General features: G+C 31.6%; 18 protein-coding genes and 1 tRNA gene. 16 read left to right on the top strand and 3 right to left on the bottom strand.

From position 1 onward, the window contains the following. Positions 1-252 precede the first annotated feature (252 nt). From secA to whiA, 15 genes are all read left to right on the top strand, one after another. Entirely contained in the window at positions 253-2,790 is a 2,538-nt protein-coding gene (gene secA / locus BDW25_RS03805) for a preprotein translocase subunit SecA (protein ID WP_002448236.1), read from the top strand. A 114-nt stretch (positions 2,791-2,904) separates the two neighbouring features. Then, positions 2,905-4,018 (top strand): peptide chain release factor 2 gene (gene prfB / locus BDW25_RS03800; RefSeq protein WP_100066499.1). Its coding sequence is split into 2 segments (ribosomal slippage): positions 2,905-2,976 and positions 2,978-4,018, totalling 1,113 coding nucleotides; the frame shifts between segments, so codons are not numbered across the junction. Between the two features lie 220 nt (positions 4,019-4,238). Further along, positions 4,239-5,129 (top strand): CHAP domain-containing protein, encoded by an 891-nt coding sequence (locus BDW25_RS03795; RefSeq protein ID WP_002448211.1) that lies wholly within the window; start codon positions 4,239-4,241, stop codon positions 5,127-5,129. 208 nt (positions 5,130-5,337) lie between these two features. Further along, positions 5,338-5,985: a YfbR-like 5'-deoxynucleotidase gene (locus BDW25_RS03790; RefSeq protein ID WP_002448191.1), complete on the top strand. Its 648-nt coding sequence runs from the start codon at positions 5,338-5,340 to the stop codon at positions 5,983-5,985. 5 nt (positions 5,986-5,990) lie between these two features. Then, entirely contained in the window at positions 5,991-6,218 is a 228-nt protein-coding gene (locus BDW25_RS03785) for a CsbA family protein (RefSeq protein ID WP_002448072.1), read from the top strand. Positions 6,219-6,486: 268 nt separating this feature from the next. Further along, the gene (gene uvrB, locus BDW25_RS03780) at positions 6,487-8,472 is read left to right on the top strand and encodes an excinuclease ABC subunit UvrB (protein WP_002448241.1); all 1,986 of its coding nucleotides are present in this window, start codon (positions 6,487-6,489) and stop codon (positions 8,470-8,472) included. 7 nt (positions 8,473-8,479) lie between these two features. Beyond that, complete coding sequence (gene uvrA, locus BDW25_RS03775) at positions 8,480-11,320, top strand: excinuclease ABC subunit UvrA (RefSeq protein ID WP_002448112.1); 2,841 nt, start codon at positions 8,480-8,482, stop codon at positions 11,318-11,320. Between the two features lie 178 nt (positions 11,321-11,498). After that, positions 11,499-12,434 carry an HPr(Ser) kinase/phosphatase gene (hprK, locus tag BDW25_RS03770; RefSeq protein ID WP_049335074.1) on the top strand — a complete coding sequence of 312 codons (936 nt, stop codon included), beginning with the start codon at positions 11,499-11,501 and terminating at the stop codon, positions 12,432-12,434. 3 nt (positions 12,435-12,437) lie between these two features. After that, complete coding sequence (gene lgt, locus BDW25_RS03765; RefSeq protein ID WP_049418653.1) at positions 12,438-13,280, top strand: prolipoprotein diacylglyceryl transferase; 843 nt, start codon at positions 12,438-12,440, stop codon at positions 13,278-13,280. Then, positions 13,280-13,759 (top strand): acyltransferase, encoded by a 480-nt coding sequence (locus BDW25_RS03760; protein ID WP_002455611.1) that lies wholly within the window; start codon positions 13,280-13,282, stop codon positions 13,757-13,759. The genes lgt and BDW25_RS03760 overlap by 1 nt, the downstream gene beginning before the upstream one ends. Before the next feature lie 17 nt (positions 13,760-13,776). After that, positions 13,777-15,216 carry a tetratricopeptide repeat protein gene (locus tag BDW25_RS03755; protein ID WP_002448040.1) on the top strand — a complete coding sequence of 480 codons (1,440 nt, stop codon included), beginning with the start codon at positions 13,777-13,779 and terminating at the stop codon, positions 15,214-15,216. Between the two features lie 63 nt (positions 15,217-15,279). Further along, positions 15,280-16,221 carry a thioredoxin-disulfide reductase gene (gene trxB / locus BDW25_RS03750; RefSeq protein ID WP_002448085.1) on the top strand — a complete coding sequence of 314 codons (942 nt, stop codon included), beginning with the start codon at positions 15,280-15,282 and terminating at the stop codon, positions 16,219-16,221. 153 nt (positions 16,222-16,374) lie between these two features. Next, positions 16,375-17,289 carry an RNase adapter RapZ gene (rapZ, locus tag BDW25_RS03745; protein WP_002448066.1) on the top strand — a complete coding sequence of 305 codons (915 nt, stop codon included), beginning with the start codon at positions 16,375-16,377 and terminating at the stop codon, positions 17,287-17,289. Next, positions 17,286-18,272, top strand: coding sequence for a gluconeogenesis factor YvcK family protein (locus BDW25_RS03740; protein ID WP_002455608.1), 987 nt, complete (start codon positions 17,286-17,288; stop codon positions 18,270-18,272). The genes rapZ and BDW25_RS03740 overlap by 4 nt, the downstream gene beginning before the upstream one ends. Before the next feature lie 97 nt (positions 18,273-18,369). Next, complete coding sequence (gene whiA, locus BDW25_RS03735; protein ID WP_002448139.1) at positions 18,370-19,314, top strand: DNA-binding protein WhiA; 945 nt, start codon at positions 18,370-18,372, stop codon at positions 19,312-19,314. A gap of 67 nt (positions 19,315-19,381) precedes the next feature. Here the strand turns inward: whiA and BDW25_RS03730 are convergent. Then, positions 19,382-19,453 (bottom strand) — tRNA-Arg (locus BDW25_RS03730). Between the two features lie 177 nt (positions 19,454-19,630). Here BDW25_RS03730 and clpP point away from each other — a divergent pair. Beyond that, positions 19,631-20,218: an ATP-dependent Clp endopeptidase proteolytic subunit ClpP gene (gene clpP / locus BDW25_RS03725; protein ID WP_002448228.1), complete on the top strand. Its 588-nt coding sequence runs from the start codon at positions 19,631-19,633 to the stop codon at positions 20,216-20,218. A 52-nt stretch (positions 20,219-20,270) separates the two neighbouring features. Here the strand turns inward: clpP and BDW25_RS03720 are convergent, their stop codons facing one another. Further along, the gene (locus BDW25_RS03720; RefSeq protein WP_002448125.1) at positions 20,271-20,453 is read right to left on the bottom strand and encodes a hypothetical protein; all 183 of its coding nucleotides are present in this window, start codon (positions 20,451-20,453) and stop codon (positions 20,271-20,273) included. Between the two features lie 17 nt (positions 20,454-20,470). Beyond that, on the bottom strand, positions 20,471-21,370 hold the full coding sequence (locus BDW25_RS03715) for a TIGR01777 family oxidoreductase (protein ID WP_002455607.1): 900 nt from the start codon (positions 21,368-21,370) through the stop codon (positions 20,471-20,473). Positions 21,371-21,636 lie beyond the last annotated feature (266 nt).

Genomic DNA, 21,636 nt, shown 5'->3' with positions numbered 1-21,636 from the left:
AGCTACTATCAACTAGCTATTTTACACTTATTCATGGACGGTATAATCATGCTATGCTAATGTAATGAGGTAATTAAAAATTAAAGGATAGTAAGTTTTTTGAAATAGAAAGAAAGTTTAAATATAAAAGTAATTATTGTACACAATTAAGCATATCGTTTATATGAGTATTTAAGTATAAATTTGAACTTATAAATGATATTATAAATTGTTGTAGGCCAAACAGTTTTTTTAGCTAAAGGAGCGAACATAATGGGATTTTTATCAAAAATTGTTGACGGCAATAAGAAAGAAGTGAAACGTTTAAGTAAAAAAGCTGATGAAGTACTTGCTTTAGAGGAAAAAATGGCGATTTTAACTGACGAAGAAATCAGAAATAAAACAAAGCAATTTCAAGAAGAAGCACAAGCAATTGAAGATGTAAAAAAACAAAATGACTATTTAGATAAAATTTTACCACAAGCATTTGCATTAGTACGTGAAGGTGCAAAACGTGTATTTAACATGTCACCTTATAAAGTCCAAGTTATGGGTGGTATTGCTATTCATAAAGGCGATATTGCAGAAATGAGAACTGGTGAAGGTAAAACATTAACTGCGACAATGCCAACGTATTTAAATGCTTTAGCAGGACGAGGCGTTCATGTTATTACAGTCAATGAATACTTATCTAGTGTTCAAAGTGAAGAAATGGCTGAATTATATGAGTTTTTAGGTTTAACAGTTGGTTTAAATCTAAATAGCAAATCTACTGAAGAAAAACGTGAAGCATACGCAAAAGACATTACTTATAGTACAAATAATGAATTAGGCTTTGATTACTTAAGAGATAATATGGTGAATTATGCGGAAGAACGCGTAATGAGACCATTACATTTTGCTATTATTGATGAGGTTGACTCTATTTTAATAGATGAGGCAAGAACACCGCTAATTATTTCAGGTGAAGCTGAAAAGTCAACGTCTCTTTATACTCAAGCGAATGTTTTTGCTAAGATGTTAAAAGCGGATGAAGATTATAAATATGATGAAAAAACAAAAGCTGTTCATTTAACAGAACAAGGTGCAGATAAAGCAGAACGAATGTTTAAAATTGATAATTTATATGATGTTCAAAATGTAGATATTATTAGTCATATTAATACTGCTTTAAGAGCACATGTGACTTTACAACGCGATGTCGATTACATGGTCGTAGATGGAGAAGTATTAATTGTAGATCAATTCACTGGTCGTACAATGCCTGGACGTCGTTTTTCTGAAGGATTGCATCAAGCTATTGAAGCTAAAGAAGGCGTGAAAATTCAAAATGAATCTAAAACAATGGCTTCAATTACTTTCCAAAACTACTTCCGTATGTATAATAAATTAGCTGGAATGACTGGGACTGCTAAAACTGAAGAGGAAGAGTTCCGTAATATCTATAATATGACAGTAACTCAAATTCCAACGAACAAACCTGTTCAACGTCAAGATAAGTCTGATTTAATTTATATTAGTCAAAAAGGAAAGTTTGATGCAGTTGTAGACGATGTGGTTGAAAAACATAAACAAGGACAACCAGTTTTATTAGGTACTGTTGCAGTAGAAACAAGTGAATACATTTCAAATTTATTGAAAAAACGCGGTATACGTCATGATGTATTAAATGCGAAGAATCATGAAAGAGAAGCTGAAATTGTAGCCAATGCAGGACAAAAAGGTGCAGTTACTATTGCTACTAATATGGCTGGACGTGGAACAGACATTAAATTAGGTGAAGGCGTAGAAGAAATAGGTGGCCTTGCAGTAATAGGCACTGAAAGACATGAATCTCGTCGTATTGATGATCAATTACGTGGTCGTTCAGGTCGTCAAGGAGATAAAGGGGATAGTCGTTTCTACTTATCATTACAAGATGAATTAATGGTTCGTTTTGGTTCTGAAAGACTTCAAAAAATGATGAATCGTTTAGGTATGGATGATTCAACGCCAATAGAATCTAAAATGGTTTCACGCGCAGTTGAATCAGCTCAAAAACGTGTTGAAGGAAATAACTTTGATGCACGTAAACGTATTCTCGAGTATGATGAAGTATTACGTAAACAACGTGAAATTATTTATAATGAACGTAATAGCATTATAGATTCAGAAGATAGTTCAGAAATTGTTATTGCGATGATGCGTACTACTTTACAGAGAGCGATTAACTACTATATTAACGATGAAGACGATAATCCTGATTATGGACCATTTATAAATTATGTTAATGATGTGTTTATTCAAGAAGGAGAATTAACTGAAGAAGAAATTAAAGGTAAAGATTCTGAAGACATTTTTGAAGTAGTATGGACTAAAATTGAAAAAGGTTATGAAAGCCAAAAAGAAAAAATTGGAGATCAAATGCCTGAATTTGAACGTATGATTTTATTACGTTCTATTGATACTCATTGGACTGACCATATTGATACAATGGATCAGTTACGCCAAGGTATACACTTACGTTCATATGCACAACAAAATCCACTTCGTGATTACCAAAATGAAGGACACGAGTTATTTGACTTAATGATGCAAGCTATTGAAGAAGATACGTCTAAATATATATTAAAATCTGTTATTCAAGTAGACGAACAAGTTGAACGTGAAAAAACAACAGATTTTGGCAAGGCACAACACGTATCTGCTGAAGATGGCAAAGAAAAAGCAAAAAAACAACCTATTGTAAAAGGTGAAAAAATCGGACGTAATGATCCTTGTCCTTGTGGTAGTGGTAAAAAATATAAAAATTGCCATGGTAAAGAAGATTAATATCAAGTAATTATAATTAGGCGAGATCGAGACGTATATTGCTTATCATTTAAAAGCTTTTGTCGCGATCTCGTATTTTATTTAAAGAATTTATAAATAAAGGAGACATATATAGTGGAATTATCAGAAATCAAACGTAATATTGATGAATATAATAATGATTTAGAACAAATTAGGGGGTCTCTTTGACTTAGAAAATAAAGAAACAAATATTCAAGAATATGAAGAAATGATGACAGAACCAGACTTTTGGGATAACCAAAATAAAGCTCAAGATGTTATTGATAAAAATAATGCATTAAAATCGATAGTTAATGGTTACTATGAGCTCAATCATAAATTAGAAGATATGGATGCAACATGGGAATTACTTCAAGAGGAATATGATGATGAAATCAAAGAAGATTTAGAACAAGATATTGTATCATTCAGAGAACAAATCGATCAGTTTGAATTACAATTATTATTAGATGGTCCACATGATGCAAATAATGCTATTTTAGAGTTGCATCCTGGTGCTGGAGGGACCGAATCTCAAGACTGGGCTAGCATGTTATTAAGAATGTACCAAAGATATGGTGAACAACAAGGCTTTAAAATAGAAACCATCGATTATTTACCAGGTGATGAAGCGGGAGTAAAAAGCGTTACATTATTGATTAAAGGTCATAACGCCTACGGTTACTTAAAAGCAGAAAAAGGAGTACACCGACTTGTAAGAATTTCACCTTTTGATTCATCTGGAAGACGTCATACGTCATTTGCTTCTTGTGATGTTATACCAGAATTTGATAATGATGAGATAGAAATAGAAATTAATCCTGATGATATTACAGTAGATACATTTAGAGCATCAGGTGCAGGTGGACAACATATCAATAAAACAGAGTCTGCAATCCGTATTACCCATCATCCAACCGGAATTGTAGTGAATAACCAAAATGAACGTTCTCAAATCAAGAACCGTGAAGCTGCAATGAAAATGTTGAAATCTAAATTATATCAATTGAAGTTAGAAGAGCAAGAACGTGAAATGGCAGAAATTCGTGGTGAACAAAAAGAAATAGGATGGGGTAGTCAAATTCGTTCGTATGTATTCCATCCATATTCTATGGTAAAAGATCATCGTACAAATGAAGAGACTGCTAAGGTAGATGCAGTAATGGATGGAGATATTGCGCCATTTATAGAAGCTTATTTACGACAAACGATGTCACAAAATGATTGATTGAGTTGTTTATTAATAAAAAATAAAATTTTAAAATCTAAATAAATCTAACTTTAAAATGTAATTCGTGACTTGTAATATTACTAATTTAATCAATTTAAACTAATTTAGGAGTGTTATTTAACCTTTATATTACAAGGTTTTAACATTCCTCTTTTTTAATGTTGTTTATGCTAAAGTATTAATGAACAAGCATACACTACAGCAAAGGAATGACAACATGTTAAAAAAATCAATGACTGTAACATTTGCTTCAATTGCAGCAATTACAGGTTTAAATACGTTAGCACATGCACAACAAACACACATTGTTAAAGAAAAAACAAATGTAGAAGCATTGGCACAACAATTTTCTACAACTGCAGATGAGATAAAAAAATTAAATCATATAGGTAATGAGGAAGTTGAAAAAGATATTTCAATAGTTGTACCTGATAAAGATATTGTTGAAGTTAAATCTGGTGATACATTAAACAACATTGCGAATGCTCATCATTTAACATTAGATGAATTATATGCATTTAATCCAGGAGTAAAACCGTTAATTCATCCTGGTGATTTAATCGCAGTAAGTGACAAAGGTTCAGCAACATTAGAAAGTCAATTGATAAGTGATAGTAGTGTATATGCTACGCCTTATTCAAGTGAAACTGAAACTGCACCATTAAGCTATAATAGCGCTGAAACTGCGTCATATGTAGCGTCTCCATCATATGTTACTAGTAATAATTACAATACTGAAACAGTAAGTGCACCAGTATATTATAATAATAGCGCTTTAAATAACCAAGGTAATCATTATTATTTTGGTAACTGTACATATTATGCATTTGATCGTAGACAACAATTAGGACGTTCAGTAGGGAGCTATTGGGGAAATGCAAATAATTGGGCAAGCTCAGCTAGAAATGCTGGTTTAGTGGTCGATCATCGTCCAGAAGTAGGTGCTGTTTTCCAAACACCAGCGGGTTATTATGGTCACGTGGGCATCGTAGAACGTGTGAACAATGATGGTTCGTTTTATGTTTCAGAGATGAATTGGAATGGTCATTTCAATGATGTTACAAATAGAACAATTTATAATTCGTCTAGTTATAATTTTATACATTAAATTTTCAAAGGATTTATAATGTTAAAGCATCAACAAATCTTATGTTTTGTTGATGTTTTTTTAGTTATTAATAATGCAATGTATTGTTTAAAAAAAGAAATAAAAGTTATGAAATTATCACAATTAAAACTTTTTACTAAACGATTGATTGATATAATAAATACAAGTATAATTTCTATTTAATAATATAAGGAGGTATAACCGCATTATGGGGGTTCATCAATACTTTAAACGTTTATCTGATCTTGAAAAATTAATAAGATTACCAGGAAAATTCAAATATTTTGAGCATAATGTTGCAGCACATTCATTTAAAGTTACTAAAATAGCTCAATACTTAGCAACAGTTGAAGAATATCATGGTAATTCAATTGATTGGAAAAGCTTGTATGAAAAAGCCCTTAACCATGATTTTGCAGAAGTATTTACAGGGGATATTAAGACACCAGTTAAATATGCAAGCAGAGAATTAAAAATGTTATTTTCTCAAGTCGAAGAAGAAATGGTAGATACGTTCATTAATGAAGAAATTCCGAAGCCATACCAAGATATTTATCGTAAAAGACTTCAAGAGGGAAAAGATGATTCTTTAGAAGGCCAAATTTTATCAGTAGCTGATAAAATTGACTTATTATATGAAACGTTTGGTGAAATTCAAAAACGTAATCCGGAAGATCTGTTTTTTGAAATTTATGAACATAGCCTAGAAACAATAATGCAATTTGATCATTTAAGTTCAGTACAAGATTTTATTGATCACGTTATACCGGAAATGCTTACGGAAAACTTTATTCCTCGTGCTGAACTACGTGAAACAACAATGACAATCTTAGAACGACGAAGAAGAAATGAGTGAATATAATGGTATGGTATACTTTAGCTGCTTTCTTTCCTTGTATCTTAGTTATTTTATTTAGTGTCATTACCAGAAGTAAATGGGTAGGCGTTATTGTAACATTGATATTAATTGCCGCTTCAGTGTATAAAGGATTTTTTCATAATGAATGGATTATATTTTTAGATGTAGTATCTATCCTAGCTGGTTATGTGATTATTGATAATTTAGAATTTCACAAACATCAAGATTAAGCCAAAAAAATTGCAGTACTATACCATTTGTTTTATATTATTAATACATATCTAATAAAAATACGTCAACATATTAAGATGAGGCATAAATATAGAAATGAATTTATATTTGTGTCTCATCTTTTATATATGTATAAAAAATGATGGCAAACGTAAGCGAACAAACGTTTGTTTTTTTATTCGCTTTTTTGTTAAAATAAGTATAAATAGTATTATTTTTACTGAAATAAACAATTAATAAAAATAAACTGAGGAGGCGCTTGAAAGAATGGTAGAACATCATCCTTTTAAATTAAATTCTGAATTTGAACCACAAGGGGACCAGCCTCAAGCCATAAAAAAAATCGTTGAAGGTGTTAAAGCTGGTAAACGTCATCAAACATTACTTGGTGCAACGGGTACTGGTAAAACATTTACCATGAGTAATGTTATTAAAGAAGTTGGAAAACCTACATTAATTATAGCGCATAATAAAACGTTAGCAGGTCAATTGTATAGTGAATTTAAAGAGTTCTTTCCTGAAAATAGGGTAGAATATTTCGTGAGTTACTACGATTATTATCAACCTGAAGCATATGTACCATCAACGGATACATTTATCGAAAAAGACGCCTCAATTAACGATGAAATTGATCAGTTACGACATTCAGCTACAAGTGCTTTATTCGAACGTGATGATGTGATTATTATTGCAAGTGTAAGTTGTATTTATGGTTTAGGTAATCCAGAAGAATACAAAGACTTAGTTGTTAGCGTTCGAGTAGGAATGGAAATGGATAGAAGTGAGCTTCTTCGAAAATTAGTCGATGTTCAGTATTCAAGGAACGACATCGATTTTCAACGTGGTACATTTAGAGTAAGAGGAGATGTTGTAGAAATCTTTCCTGCTTCAAGAGAAGAAATGTGTATCCGAGTGGAATTCTTTGGCGATGAAGTTGATAGAATCAGAGAAGTAAATTATCTAACTGGTGAAGTGATACGTGAAAGAGAACATTTTGCCATATTCCCTGCTTCCCACTTTGTTACTAGAGAAGAAAAAATGAAAGTCGCTATTGAACGTATTGAAAAAGAACTTGAAGAGCGATTAAAAGAATTGAAAGCTGAAAATAAATTATTAGAAGCACAACGTCTAGAACAACGTACAAATTATGACTTAGAAATGATGAGAGAGATGGGCTTTTGTTCTGGAATAGAGAATTATTCTGTTCATTTAACATTAAGACCACTTGGTTCCACACCTTATACTTTACTTGATTATTTTGGTGATGATTGGCTTGTAATGATAGATGAGTCGCACGTGACGTTACCACAAATTAGAGGTATGTTTAATGGAGACCAAGCACGTAAAAAAGTACTCGTAGATCATGGTTTCCGTTTACCAAGTGCTATGGATAACCGTCCGCTTAAATTTGAAGAATTTGAACAAAAAACTAAACAGCTCGTTTATGTTTCAGCAACACCTGGTCCATATGAAATTGAACATACTGATAAAATGGTAGAACAAATTATTCGACCAACTGGTTTATTAGATCCTAAAATTGATGTTCGACCTACGAAGAATCAAATTGATGATTTACTCAGTGAAATTCAAGAAAGAATTGATAGGAATGAACGTGTACTTGTCACAACCTTAACTAAAAAAATGAGTGAAGATTTGACAACATATATGAAAGAGGCAGGAATTAAAGTGAATTATCTTCATTCTGAAATCAAAACACTTGAACGTATAGAAATTATACGTGATTTAAGAATGGGCACATATGATGCTGTAGTAGGTATCAATTTGCTTAGAGAGGGTATTGATATACCTGAAGTGTCGTTAGTAGTTATTTTAGATGCAGATAAAGAAGGATTTTTACGTTCAAATCGTTCACTTATTCAAACTATCGGACGTGCTGCACGTAACGATAAAGGAGAAGTTATCATGTATGCCGATAAGATAACAGACTCTATGCAGTACGCAATTGATGAAACACAGCGTCGTCGAGAAATACAAATGACACATAACGAAAAATATGGTATTACTCCTAAAACAATCAATAAAAAAATACATGATGTCATTAGTGCTACAGTGGATAATGATGAAACAAATGAAAAGCAACAAACTGAAGTACCTAAGAAAATGACAAAGAAAGAACGTCAGAAAACAATTGAAAATATTGAAAAAGAAATGAAAAAAGCAGCTAAAGATTTAGACTTTGAAAGAGCAACAGAATTGAGAGATATGTTATTTGAACTAAAAGCAGAAGGGTGATTATTACATGAAAGGTCCAAGTATCGTAGTTAAAGGTGCAAGAGCACATAACTTAAAAGATATCGATATTGAGTTACCAAAGAACAAACTTATAGTGATGACTGGTCTCTCTGGGTCGGGAAAATCATCACTTGCATTTGACACAATATATGCTGAAGGACAACGTCGCTATGTAGAATCGTTAAGTGCCTACGCACGACAATTTTTAGGACAAATGGATAAGCCAGATGTTGATACCATTGAGGGACTATCACCTGCAATTTCAATTGACCAAAAAACGACAAGTAAAAACCCGCGTTCTACAGTAGCTACTGTGACTGAAATATATGATTACATTCGATTATTATATGCACGTGTGGGGAAAGCATTTTGTCCATATCATGGAATCGAAATTGAATCGCAAACCGTGCAGCAAATGGTAGATCGTATATTAGAATTAGAAGAAAGAACTAAAATTCAAATTTTAGCTCCTTTAGTTTCACATAGAAAAGGGAGCCATGAAAAATTAATTGAAGATATTGGCAAAAAGGGATATGTCAGATTACGTGTCGATGGTGAAGTGGTCGATGTAAACGAGGTTCCTGCACTAGATAAAAATAAAAATCATACTATTGAAGTAGTTGTAGATCGTTTAGTTGTAAAATCAGGAATAGAAACAAGATTAGCAGATTCAATAGAAACAAGTTTAGAGCTAGGTGAAGGAAACCTTACTGTTGATGTCATTGGTGGAGAAGAGCTCAAATTCTCTGAAAATCATGCTTGTCCAATTTGTGGATTTTCTATAGGTGAATTAGAACCTAGAATGTTTAGTTTTAATAGCCCATTCGGTGCTTGTCCAACATGTGATGGATTAGGTCAAAGACTTACAGTAGATCTAGATTTGGTTGTTCCTGATACTAATAAAACTTTAAATGAAGGTGCGATTGAACCTTGGGAGCCTACAAGTTCCGACTTTTATCCAACATTATTAAAACGAGTATGTGAAGTTTATAAAATTAATATGGATAAGCCATATAAAAAATTGACTGATAGACAAAAAGATATTCTTATGAATGGGTCAGGCGATAAAGAAATTGAGTTTTCATTTCATAGTCGAAATGGAGGCACACGTCGTAGAAAAATGAAATTTGAAGGCGTAGTCCCTAATATAGATCGACGTTATCACGAATCACCATCAGAATATACACGTGAAATGATGAGTAGATATATGACTGAACTTCCATGTGAAACATGTCACGGTAAACGTTTAAGTAAAGAAGCACTTTCAGTATATGTTGGTGGATACAATATTGGCGAAGTTGTAGAATATTCAATTAAAAATGCACTCAAATTTTATGAGAATATAGAGTTATCAGAGCAAGACAAAGCGATTGCTAAACAAATTTTAATTGAGATTATTTCAAGATTAACATTCTTAAATAATGTAGGGCTTGATTATTTAACACTGAATCGTTCTTCAGGAACACTATCAGGTGGAGAAGCACAACGTATTCGTCTTGCTACTCAAATTGGATCACGATTGACAGGCGTGCTTTATGTATTGGACGAACCTTCTATCGGATTACATCAACGCGATAATGATCGTTTAATCAATACATTAAAAGAGATGAGAGATTTAGGTAACACACTAATTGTAGTTGAACATGATGACGATACGATGAGAGCAGCCGATTACCTTGTTGATGTCGGACCTGGTGCAGGTAATCATGGCGGTGAAATTGTCTCAAGTGGGACTCCTAAAAAGGTAATGAAAGACAAGAAATCCTTAACTGGTCAATATTTGAGCGGTAAAAAACGTATTGACGTCCCGGAACATCGCAGAGAAGTTACGAATCGTAAAATCTCAATTAAAGGTGCAAAAAGTAATAATTTAAAAGATGTTGATGTAGATATTCCATTGTCAGTAATGACGGTTGTAACAGGTGTTTCTGGATCAGGTAAAAGTTCATTAGTTAATGAAGTGTTATATAAATCATTAGCTCAAACAATTAATAATTCTAAAGTTAAACCTGGAGAGTATGATGAGATCAAAGGTATTGATCAATTAGATAAGATTATAGATATTGATCAATCACCTATAGGAAGAACACCACGTTCTAACCCGGCGACATATACAGGTGTATTTGATGACATTAGAGATGTTTTTGCTCAAACGAATGAAGCTAAAATTAGAGGATATCAAAAAGGACGCTTTAGTTTTAATGTTAAAGGTGGTCGTTGTGAAGCTTGTAAAGGCGATGGCATTATTAAAATAGAAATGCACTTCTTACCAGATGTATATGTGCCATGCGAAGTGTGTGATGGCAAACGATACAATAGAGAAACTTTAGAAGTCACATATAAAGGAAAAAATATTGCAGATGTATTAGCAATGACAGTAGAAGAAGCGACTTATTTCTTTGAAAATATTCCTAAAATTCATAGAAAATTACAAACACTTGTAGATGTAGGATTAGGCTATATTACTCTAGGGCAACAAGCAACCACACTTTCTGGTGGGGAAGCACAACGTGTGAAACTGGCTTCAGAATTACACAAACGTTCTACAGGACGATCAATTTATATCTTAGATGAACCTACTACAGGTCTTCATGTTGACGATATCAGTCGATTATTAAAAGTATTAAATCGCCTTGTGGAAAATGGAGATACAGTGGTTATTATTGAACATAATTTAGATGTTATTAAAACATCAGATTATATTATAGATTTAGGACCAGAAGGCGGAGAAGGTGGCGGTACTATCGTTGCAACTGGAACGCCAGAAGACATTGCAAGTGTGGAAGCTTCTTATACAGGTAAGTACTTAAAAACAGTGTTAGAACGTGATAAAGTGCGAGATGAATAAAATAGAATTTAATGTGCGATAGTGCTTTTTTAGAGTATAAATGAAGTAGAATATCATTTTAATGGTTTTGAAAAAAGGAGTAGAAAAATAATTTTCTACTCCTTTTTTATATAACATATTGTTATATTTTTGATATGATAAGAGATGAATTAATTCAAGGGAATTTTGAGGTGAACTCATGTTAACGACAGAGAGATTGGTTAAAGTATTAAAACTGAAGCTATTTACTGGAGAAAAAGGATTAAATAAAACAATTAAAAATATTGATATTTCTAGACCTGGTTTAGAAATGGCAGGTTATTTTTCTCATTATGCAGCAAATCGTATTCAATTATTAGGTACCACTGAATTATCATTTTACAATTTATTACCAGATGAAGAAAGACGAGGACGAATGAGAAAATTATGTCGTCCTGAAACCCCAGCAATTATTGTGACAAGAGGATTAGAACCCCCTCAGGAACTGATTGAAGCGGCTCGAGAAATGGAGACACCTTTGATTGTTTCTAAAGATGCTACGACAAGTTTAATGAGTCGATTAACGACATTTTTAGAACATGAGTTAGCTAAAACGACCTCTCTACACGGCGTTTTAGTAGACGTATATGGTGTAGGCGTATTGATTACAGGAGACTCTGGCATCGGAAAAAGTGAAACAGCATTAGAATTAGTAAAACGAGGTCATCGTTTAGTAGCAGATGATAATGTTGAAATTCGCGAAATTACGAAAGATGAATTGATTGGTACACCACCTAAGTTAATTGAACATTTATTAGAAATACGTGGACTAGGAATTATCAATGTCATGACTTTATTTGGAGCGGGGTCAATTCTAACCCAAAAACAAATACGGTTAAATATAAATCTTGAAAATTGGGATAAGAATAAATTATATGATCGCGTTGGCTTAAATGAAGAAACGTTAAAGATTTTAGATACGGAAATAACTAAAAAAACAATCCCTGTAAGACCAGGAAGAAACGTTGCTGTTATTATAGAAGTAGCTGCAATGAATTATCGTTTAAATATCATGGGTATTAATACAGCTGAAGAATTTAATCAACGTTTAAATGAAGAAATTCTCAAGAATGGGAATCAGAATGAAGGGATATAGTATATGCTTTTTAATTTGAATTATATCAATCCTACTGCTATCGATATAGGTCCTTTATCGATAAAATGGTATGGAATTATTATTGCAGTAGGAATATTGATTGGATATTTTATTGCTCAAGAAAGCTTGAAATCTATAGGACTACATAAAGATACATTAGTAGATATTATTTTTTATTGTGCAATTTTCGGATTTCTAGTTGCAAGAATTTATTTTGTTATATTTCAATGGCCTTATTATATGGAAAATCCATCAGAAATACCTAAAATTTGGCATGGCGGGATAGCTATTCACGGTGGATTAATAGGTGGCTTTATTACTGGAATTATTCTATGTAAATTGAAAAATCTTAATCCTTTTCAAATTGGAGATATTGTTGCACCAAGCATTATATTAGCTCAAGGTATAGGGCGATGGGGCAATTTTATGAATCATGAAGCTCATGGCGGACCAGTATCAAGAACATTTCTAGAAAATATGCATATTCCAGAATTTATTATTCGAAATATGTATATTGAAGGTGTATACTATCATCCTACTTTTTTATATGAATCTATTTGGGATATACTTGGTTTTATTATATTAATTACTCTTAGAAAGTATCTACGCGTTGGAGAAACATTTTCATTATATCTCATTTGGTATTCACTAGGGCGCTTCTTCGTTGAAGGATTACGAACAGACAGTTTAATGTTAACAAGTCATATTCGCGTAGCTCAACTTGTTTCAATTATTTTAATTATTATTGGTATGACTTTGATTATCTATCGTCGAATAAAATATCAACCAGCTATTTATAAAAATGCTGGACCATTAACTTGGAATTCAAGAGGGAAAGTAAAATAATGAGACGATTAACTATTATTAATACACAGTCGATGAATCCCTTATGGCGCATTTACCAATTTGTTCGTTTTTCTAAAGTGTTAAAAAATACAGTAATAATAGAAATAAGTCGATTTATTCCTTTTTTAAATGTGAAACGATATGTTTATATTCATTTCTTGAAGATGTCAATTGGGGAACGAACTGCATTTGCCTATAAGGTAATGCCTGATATTTTTCATCCCCAGTTAATATCTATTGGCAGTAATACTGTTATTGGTTATAATACAACAATATTAACGCATGAAATTTTAGTAAATGAGTATCGTTATGGACGAGTGGACATTGGTTCTCATACTTTAATTGGAGCAAATGTGACCATTTTACCTGGAGTGAAAATCGGTCATAACGTTATGATTAAAGCAGGTACTATCGTCTCTAAAGATGTTCCCAATGATACTATTGCTTTTGGAAACCCCATGCAAATTCATAATAAATAAGAAAGTGGTGACAAAGCATGGCACGAAAGGAACAAAAAATTATTCCAATGACTTTTGATGAGAATTTTTATCGAAAGATGGCAGATCAAAAATATAAACAGAGAAATTATAGAAAAGCAGCTGAATATTATGGAAATGTGCTAGATTTGTCACCTGAAGATTTTGATATAAAACTTAAGTATGCCGATTGTTTAAATGAATTGAATTTGAATAAAAAAGCAGAAAAAATGTTTTATGAAAGCATTATAAATGATCATAATGTATCAGAAAGTTATTATCAATTGAGTCAACTGAATATTAAACTTAATGAGCCAAACAAGGCCTTCTTGTTTGGTATTAATTATGTAGTTTTATCAAATGATGATTCTTTTAGAGAAGAATTAGAAAACATGTTCGAAGTTTCTTATATTGAAGAAAATAAAATTGAAATGGAAGCACAATTATTTGCAGTTCAATTATTATTTCAATATTTATTCGCTCAAGGACGGTTACAAGAAGCACGAACGTATATTTTAAAACAAAACGATGATATTCAGTCGCATCGCGTTATTAGAAATTTACTAGCAATGTGTTATCTTTATTTGAGTGAATATGAGATTGCTAAAGAATTATTCGAAACATTGCTTGCTGAAGATAACTCGGATGTTCATGCACTATGTCATTATACATTGCTATTATATAATACTAATGAAACAGAGAAGTATCACAAATATATAAAAATATTAAATAAAGTGATGCCGATGAATGAAGATGAAAGTTTTAAGTTAGGTATTGTACTAAGTTATCTTAAACAGTACAAAGCGTCTCAACAACTTTTATTACCTTTATATAAAAAGGGTAAGTTTGTTTCAGTTCAAATGTTTAATGCTTTAAGTTATAACTATTATTACTTAGGAAATAAAGAACAAAGTAAACTATTTTGGGATAAATTATTGCAAATTTCTGAAGTAAATGTGGGGTATGCCCCATGGGTATTAGAAGAAAGTAAATACACATTTGAACAAAAAATATTACCTTTATTATTAGATGATGACAGTCATTATCGATTATATGGCGTATTTTTATTAAATCAGTTAAATGGAAAAGAAATACTAATGACTGAAGACATTTGGTCAGTATTGGAAAACATGAATGACTATGAAAAGTTATATTTAACTTACTTAGTTCAAGGATTACATTTAAATAAGCTTGATTTTATTCATAAAGGCTTAAAGAAAATATATGACGTTGAAGAACTATCGTTTGATACAGAATTATTTGTCAGTTGGATTGATAAAGGAGAAGCTTTAATCGTTGAAGGCGTTAATTTTAAAGAGTTAAATAGATATATTGCGGCACATGTTTATTTATATTACCGTTATCATAAAAAGCATATAACTAAAAAGAAAATTATTGAAATTTTTAATACTACAAGATATAAATTAGATAACGCAATTGATAAATTATTGAGCATATAAATTTATGAAAAGCAAATAATACTATATAATGCGCGTATTAATATAAACGTAGGAGGTATAAAAATGAACGAAGTAGATTTTGATGTTGCGATAATTGGGGCTGGACCAGCTGGAATGACTGCTGCAGTTTATGCATCACGTGCAAATCTAAATACAGTGATGATTGAACGCGGTATGCCTGGAGGACAAATGGCAAATACGGAAGAAGTTGAAAATTTTCCAGGCTTTGAAATGATTACAGGTCCAGATTTATCAACAAAAATGTTTGAACATGCGAAAAAATTTGGTGCTTCTTATCAATATGGAGATATCAAATCAATTGAAGATAATGGCGATCACAAAGTGATTAATCTAGGAAATAAAACAATAACAGCTAGAGCAGTGATTATTTCAACAGGTGCAGAATATAAAAAAATTGGTGTCCCTGGTGAACAAGAATTAGGTGGTCGTGGTGTAAGTTATTGTGCAGTATGTGATGGCGCATTCTTTAAAAACAAAAATATATTTGTTATTGGTGGCGGCGACTCAGCGGTAGAAGAGGGTGCATTCCTTACTAAATTCGCTGATAAAGTAACAATTGTTCATCGAAGAGACGAACTAAGAGCCCAAAAAATTCTACAAGATCGTGCATTTAAAAATGAAAAAATTGATTTTATTTGGAGTCACACTTTGAAATCAATTAATGAAAAAGATGGAAAAGTAGGATCTGTAACGTTAGTTTCAACAAAAGATGCGTCTGAGCAAACGTTAGATGCAGACGGTGTTTTTATTTATATTGGTATGAAACCTCTAACAGCACCATTTAATAATTTAGGTATTACAAATGATATGGGCTATATTATTACAAAAGATGATATGACTACTTCTGTACCAGGGATTTTTGCAGCTGGAGACGTGAGAGATAAAGGATTACGTCAAATCGTAACTGCTACAGGTGATGGTAGTATTGCTGCACAAAGTGCAATTGATTATATCGAAGAATTAAATGATAAAGAAGAAGCTTAAGATATTAATTAAAGCTAGAATAATCACTTCTGATAGAAGTATTATTACTAGCTTTTTTCTTAGCAGTAAAGTCGATATAAATTGTTAGCAATGTAAAAATATATGCTATGATGTTATATAAATATATGTATGCTTAAATGGATGGTGCTTAGAATGGTTAATCAAATAAATGATGAAATGAGCAAAAGTGAACTATTAGTTATTACGGGATTGTCTGGCGCTGGTAAATCATTAGTTATTCAATGTTTAGAAGATATTGGCTTTTTCTGTGTAGATAATTTACCGCCTATATTACTACCTAAACTTGTGGAGTTAATGGAGCAAGGTAATCCTTCACTTCAAAAAGTAGCAATTGCAATTGATTTAAGAGGAAAAGAGTTATTTAAATCACTTGTAGATGAAATTGATGCAATTAAAACGCGAAATGATGTTATTGTAGATATTATGTTTTTAGAAGCTACAACTGAAAAATTAATTTCTAGATATAAAGAATCACGTAGAGCGCACCCTTTAAATCAAAATGGTCAAATGTCTTTAATTGATTCAATTCTAGAAGAACAACAATTGCTTTCAAATATTAGGTCAATAGCGAATTACATTATTGATACTACAGAGTTAAAGCCTAAAGAATTAAAAGAAAGAATCAAACGTCGTTTCGCCAATGAAAAAATGAATTCATTTAGTATTAATGTAACTAGTTTTGGATTTAAACATGGTATTCAGAAAGATGCTGATTTAGTATTCGATGTACGCTTTTTACCTAATCCATATTATGTTGAAGACTTGAGACCGATGACTGGAGAAGATGAAGCAGTTTATAATTATGTGATGAAATGGAAAGAAACTAAAACTTTCTTTGAAAAACTAATGGATTTACTTATTTTTATGATTCCAGGTTATAAAAAAGAGGGTAAATCGCAACTGGTTATAGCAATAGGGTGTACCGGCGGACAACATCGCTCTGTAGCCTTAGCTAAGCGTATCGGAGAAGAGTTAAATGATATATTTGATTATAATGTGTATGTTCATCATAGAGATGCACATATTGAAAGTGGCGTGAAGAAATGAAACAGTTGAAAGTAGTACTAATCGGAGGAGGTACGGGACTCTCAGTGCTAGCTAGAGGATTACGAGAATATCCAATAGATATCACTGCTATTGTTACAGTCGCAGATGATGGTGGTAGTACAGGTAAAATTAGGGATGAAATGTCTATTCCTGCTCCAGGAGATATTAGAAATGTCATTGCAGCGCTAAGTGATGCGGAACCTATTCTAGAAGAATTATTTCAGTATCGTTTTGAAGAACATCAAATTGAAGGTCACTCATTAGGTAATTTATTACTTGCAGCACTCACAAATATAAAAAATGACTTTGGTCATGCAGTGAAAGAATTAAGTAAAATTTTAAACATTAAAGGAAAAGTGATTCCATCTACTAATACTAATGTTATGTTAAATGCTGTATTAGAAGATGGTGAGATTGTTGAAGGTGAATCTAAAATACCTAAAAAAAATAAAAAAATTCGACGTGTCTATTTAGAACCATCTAATGTAGAACCCATGCAGGAAGCTGTTGATGCTTTACAAGAAGCGGATTTAATTGTTCTAGGTCCTGGTTCACTGTATACGAGTGTAATTTCAAATTTGTGTATTGAAGGTATTTCTAAAGCAATAATAAGTTCACAAGCACCGAAATTATACATATCTAATATTATGACTCAACCAGGAGAAACAAATGATTATGATGTCTACGATCATATTAAAGCTATTCATCAACATGCTGGAGAACCATTTATTGATTATGTTATTTGTAGTAATGATGCATTTGATGAACAGATTCTTCAACGATATAAAGAACGTAATGCTCATCCTGTTAATATGAATAAAATAAAATTAACAGAAAATCATATTAAAATGATTACTTCTAAAAATCTTGTAGAAGTTTATGACCACGTCCTCGTTCGTCATAATACAAAGGTGCTTGCTAACCTTATATATGATTTAGCACTTGAATTAACAAGTACAATTCAATTTAAACCTAAAAAATAAATTTTAATGAATTTAAAAATAATTTGATATAGAGTGTTATATATTTTGAGATGTTAATTACATATAATAATGATGATGAGAAAAGGAGGGAGCATCAATGAGTTTTGCATCAGATATGAAAAGTGAATTGACCCGTATTGAAGTCGATGAAAGTAATGCTAAAGCTGAACTTAGCGCTTTGATTCGGATGAACGGTGCACTCAGTTTATCTAATCAACAATTTGTAATTAATGTTCAAACTGAAAATGCGACTACGGCTCGAAGAATATATTCATTAATTAAGCGTATTTTTAATGTGGAAGTAGAAATTTTAGTACGAAAAAAAATGAAATTAAAAAAGAATAATATCTATATTTGTCGAACTAAAGTACGTGTTAAAGAAATACTTGATGAATTAGGTATTTTAAAAAATGGTATTTTTGTTCATGATATTGATGCGAGTATGATTAAAGATGATGAAATGCGTAGAAGCTATTTAAGGGGAGCATTTTTAGCGGGTGGATCAGTAAACAACCCAGAAACCTCTTCCTACCATTTAGAAATTTTTTCTCAATATGAAGGGCATGCTGAGGGATTAACTAAACTAATGAACAGTTATGGATTAAATGCTAAGCATTTAGAACGAAAAAAAGGAAGTATCTCTTATTTGAAAGAAGCGGAGAAAATTTCTGAGTTTTTAAGTTTGATAGGGGGGTACCAAGCACTATTAAAATTTGAAGATGTAAGAATAGTGAGAGATATGAGAAACTCTGTCAATAGACTAGTAAATTGTGAAACAGCTAATTTAAATAAAACTGTGAGTGCAGCTATGAAACAAGTACAAAGCATTCAATTAATTGATGAAGAAATAGGTTTAGATAATTTGCCTGATCGTTTAAGAGAGATTGCAAAATTACGAGTAGAACATCAAGAAATTTCTTTGAAAGAATTAGGAGAAATGATATCAAATGGGCCTATTTCTAAATCAGGAGTAAATCATCGCTTACGAAAATTAAATGAACTCGCTGATAAAATTAGAAATGGAGAAAAAGTCGAATTATAAAATAAAATGTGTTTTAAAAAATAGGATGAAACATTAATATAACGTTTCATCCTATTTTTAATAATAGCCCCCTCGAGAGGAATCGAACCTCTATCTTAAGAACCGGAATCTTACGTGCTATCCATTACACTACGAGGAGTATAATATAAAAACTAATTTCTGTACTAAATATATAATTAACAGTACAATTTGAATATATGAATAGTGTATAAAATTATAAAACGCAACGTCAAATAAATGTAAAGGTATTATTTTTGACCATTTTTGACTTTTATTGTAAAATAAATATAACAGTTAATTACAAGGAGGAAATATAATGAATTTAATTCCTACAGTTATTGAAACAACAAATCGTGGTGAACGCGCATATGATATTTATTCTCGTCTATTAAAAGACCGCATTATTATGTTAGGCTCAGCAATTGATGATAATGTTGCAAATTCAATTGTATCACAATTATTATTCTTACAAGCTCAAGATTCTGAAAAAGATATTTATTTATACATCAATTCTCCAGGTGGTAGTGTAACAGCAGGATTTGCTATTTACGATACAATTCAACACATTAAACCAGATGTACAAACAATTTGTATTGGTATGGCTGCGTCAATGGGATCATTCTTATTAGCAGCTGGTACAAAAGGTAAACGTTTTGCCTTACCAAACGCTGAAGTTATGATTCATCAACCATTAGGTGGCGCTCAAGGTCAAGCGACAGAAATTGAAATTGCTGCTAACCATATCTTAAAAACACGTGAAAAATTAAATCGTATTTTAGCTGAACGTACAGGTCAAAATATTGAAACAATTCAAAAAGATACTGATCGTGATAACTTCTTAACTGCTGATGAAGCAAAAGAATATGGTTTAATTGATCATGTAATGCAACCTGAAGATATGTAAATAGAATTGTTTAACATGTAAAAAAGGAAGAGCATTGATGCTCTTCCTTTTTTTATGGTTTTTTAGTTTTTAATAAATAATGTATAGCTACAAACCCTAATAATAATCCTATAATAATAAAGAAGAAAGATAAAAGTACCATAATAATACTCTTTTCGAAAGCAAAGATACCATTTAAAATTAAAAATACACTAGCGATAAGTAGTAAGATATACGTTAACTTGTTGTCATTCATTACTAAATCTCCAAATACTATTCGTTAATTAAGTCTTCAAGTGCAACTTTTAAATTATTATATCTAAAATTAAACCCTAATGCTTCTAATTTATTAGGTAAGACTTTTTGAGTATCGAGAACTACTGTCGACATTTCTCCTAGTACAGCACGCATAATTAATGATGGCACCCACGTTTCATGTGGTTTATGCATCGTACGTCCAAGTGTATAACCAAATAAATTTTGACGTTCAGGAATTGGAGAAGCCATATTAAATGGACCTTTTGCATTTGATTCGTCAATTGTAAATAAAATCGCACGCACTAAGTCATCTATGTGAATCCAAGAATACCATTGACGGCCAGAACCTAATTTGCCGCCTACGTAGAATTTATATGGTAGTTTCATCGTTTGAAGTGCGCCACCTTCAGAAGACAAAATCATACTAAATCTTCCCAATATAACACGTGTACCAAAATTTTCGAAACGACGAGCAAATCGTTCCCATTGATAAACGACATCTGACAGGAAATCAAAAGGAAGTGTTTGATATTGTTCTGTATAAGTTCGATGTAAACTTGGAGGATAATAACCCATAGCACTTGCATTAAAAAGCACTTCAGGTTTATGTTGCCGTTGCTCAAATAAATGAACTAAAGATTCAGTCGATTGAATACGACTTGTCATAATCGTTTGTTTGTAAGAGGATGTCCAACGTTTATTTAATGTAGCTCCTGCTAAATTAATGACTACATCAATATCTGGTACTTGATTTTCCCATCCTTTTTTAGACCAGTTAACATACGTAATCTTAGGCTCATCACTTTGTTTATCACTACGAGTTAAAATTGTAATATGAGCCTCTCTTTTTTTAATTTCATTTACTAAATGACTACCTACCATTCCAGTTCCACCAGTAATTAAAAATTGTTTCATTTACTAACACCTCATTTTTTATAAAGAAAATAAATTTTTTAATGACAATGTAGAGAAAGATGCTCAAAAAGCATTCAAGATTATGTCATTAACTTTAGAAAATACGGTCATTAAATTACCTAAATTTAGCTATAATATAAGTATAGCTTTGCTATAGAGAATAGTAGAATATTTAAAAAGTATGTTTATACCTTTAATATACTAATTTACAAAACAAAAGTCATTTTAATTTCTTTCTATTCTCTTCTCTTTCAAGTTTCTATTAT

Origin of the sequence: Staphylococcus sp. AtDRG32 (assembly GCF_004365845.1) — a bacterium.
Classification (GTDB): Bacteria; Bacillota; Bacilli; order Staphylococcales; family Staphylococcaceae; genus Staphylococcus; species Staphylococcus hominis.
Note: the sequence above shows the minus strand (reverse complement) of the source record. Positions and strands in the feature narration are given on the sequence as shown.

Bases quoted from the DNA above. Each gene is read 5' to 3' on its own strand.
- secA (WP_002448236.1), top strand. From the start codon at position 253: ATGGGATTTTTATCAAAAATTGTTGACGGCAATAAGAAAGAAGTGAAA.
- BDW25_RS03795 (WP_002448211.1), top strand. From the start codon at position 4,239: ATGTTAAAAAAATCAATGACTGTAACATTTGCTTCAATTGCAGCAATT.
- BDW25_RS03790 (WP_002448191.1), top strand. From the start codon at position 5,338: ATGGGGGTTCATCAATACTTTAAACGTTTATCTGATCTTGAAAAATTA.
- BDW25_RS03785 (WP_002448072.1), top strand. From the start codon at position 5,991: ATGGTATGGTATACTTTAGCTGCTTTCTTTCCTTGTATCTTAGTTATT.
- uvrB (WP_002448241.1), top strand. From the start codon at position 6,487: ATGGTAGAACATCATCCTTTTAAATTAAATTCTGAATTTGAACCACAA.
- uvrA (WP_002448112.1), top strand. From the start codon at position 8,480: ATGAAAGGTCCAAGTATCGTAGTTAAAGGTGCAAGAGCACATAACTTA.
- hprK (WP_049335074.1), top strand. From the start codon at position 11,499: ATGTTAACGACAGAGAGATTGGTTAAAGTATTAAAACTGAAGCTATTT.
- lgt (WP_049418653.1), top strand. From the start codon at position 12,438: ATGCTTTTTAATTTGAATTATATCAATCCTACTGCTATCGATATAGGT.
- BDW25_RS03760 (WP_002455611.1), top strand. From the start codon at position 13,280: ATGAGACGATTAACTATTATTAATACACAGTCGATGAATCCCTTATGG.
- BDW25_RS03755 (WP_002448040.1), top strand. From the start codon at position 13,777: ATGGCACGAAAGGAACAAAAAATTATTCCAATGACTTTTGATGAGAAT.
- trxB (WP_002448085.1), top strand. From the start codon at position 15,280: ATGAACGAAGTAGATTTTGATGTTGCGATAATTGGGGCTGGACCAGCT.
- rapZ (WP_002448066.1), top strand. From the start codon at position 16,375: ATGGTTAATCAAATAAATGATGAAATGAGCAAAAGTGAACTATTAGTT.
- BDW25_RS03740 (WP_002455608.1), top strand. From the start codon at position 17,286: ATGAAACAGTTGAAAGTAGTACTAATCGGAGGAGGTACGGGACTCTCA.
- whiA (WP_002448139.1), top strand. From the start codon at position 18,370: ATGAGTTTTGCATCAGATATGAAAAGTGAATTGACCCGTATTGAAGTC.
- clpP (WP_002448228.1), top strand. From the start codon at position 19,631: ATGAATTTAATTCCTACAGTTATTGAAACAACAAATCGTGGTGAACGC.
- BDW25_RS03720 (WP_002448125.1), bottom strand. From the start codon at position 20,453: ATGAATGACAACAAGTTAACGTATATCTTACTACTTATCGCTAGTGTA.
- BDW25_RS03715 (WP_002455607.1), bottom strand. From the start codon at position 21,370: ATGAAACAATTTTTAATTACTGGTGGAACTGGAATGGTAGGTAGTCAT.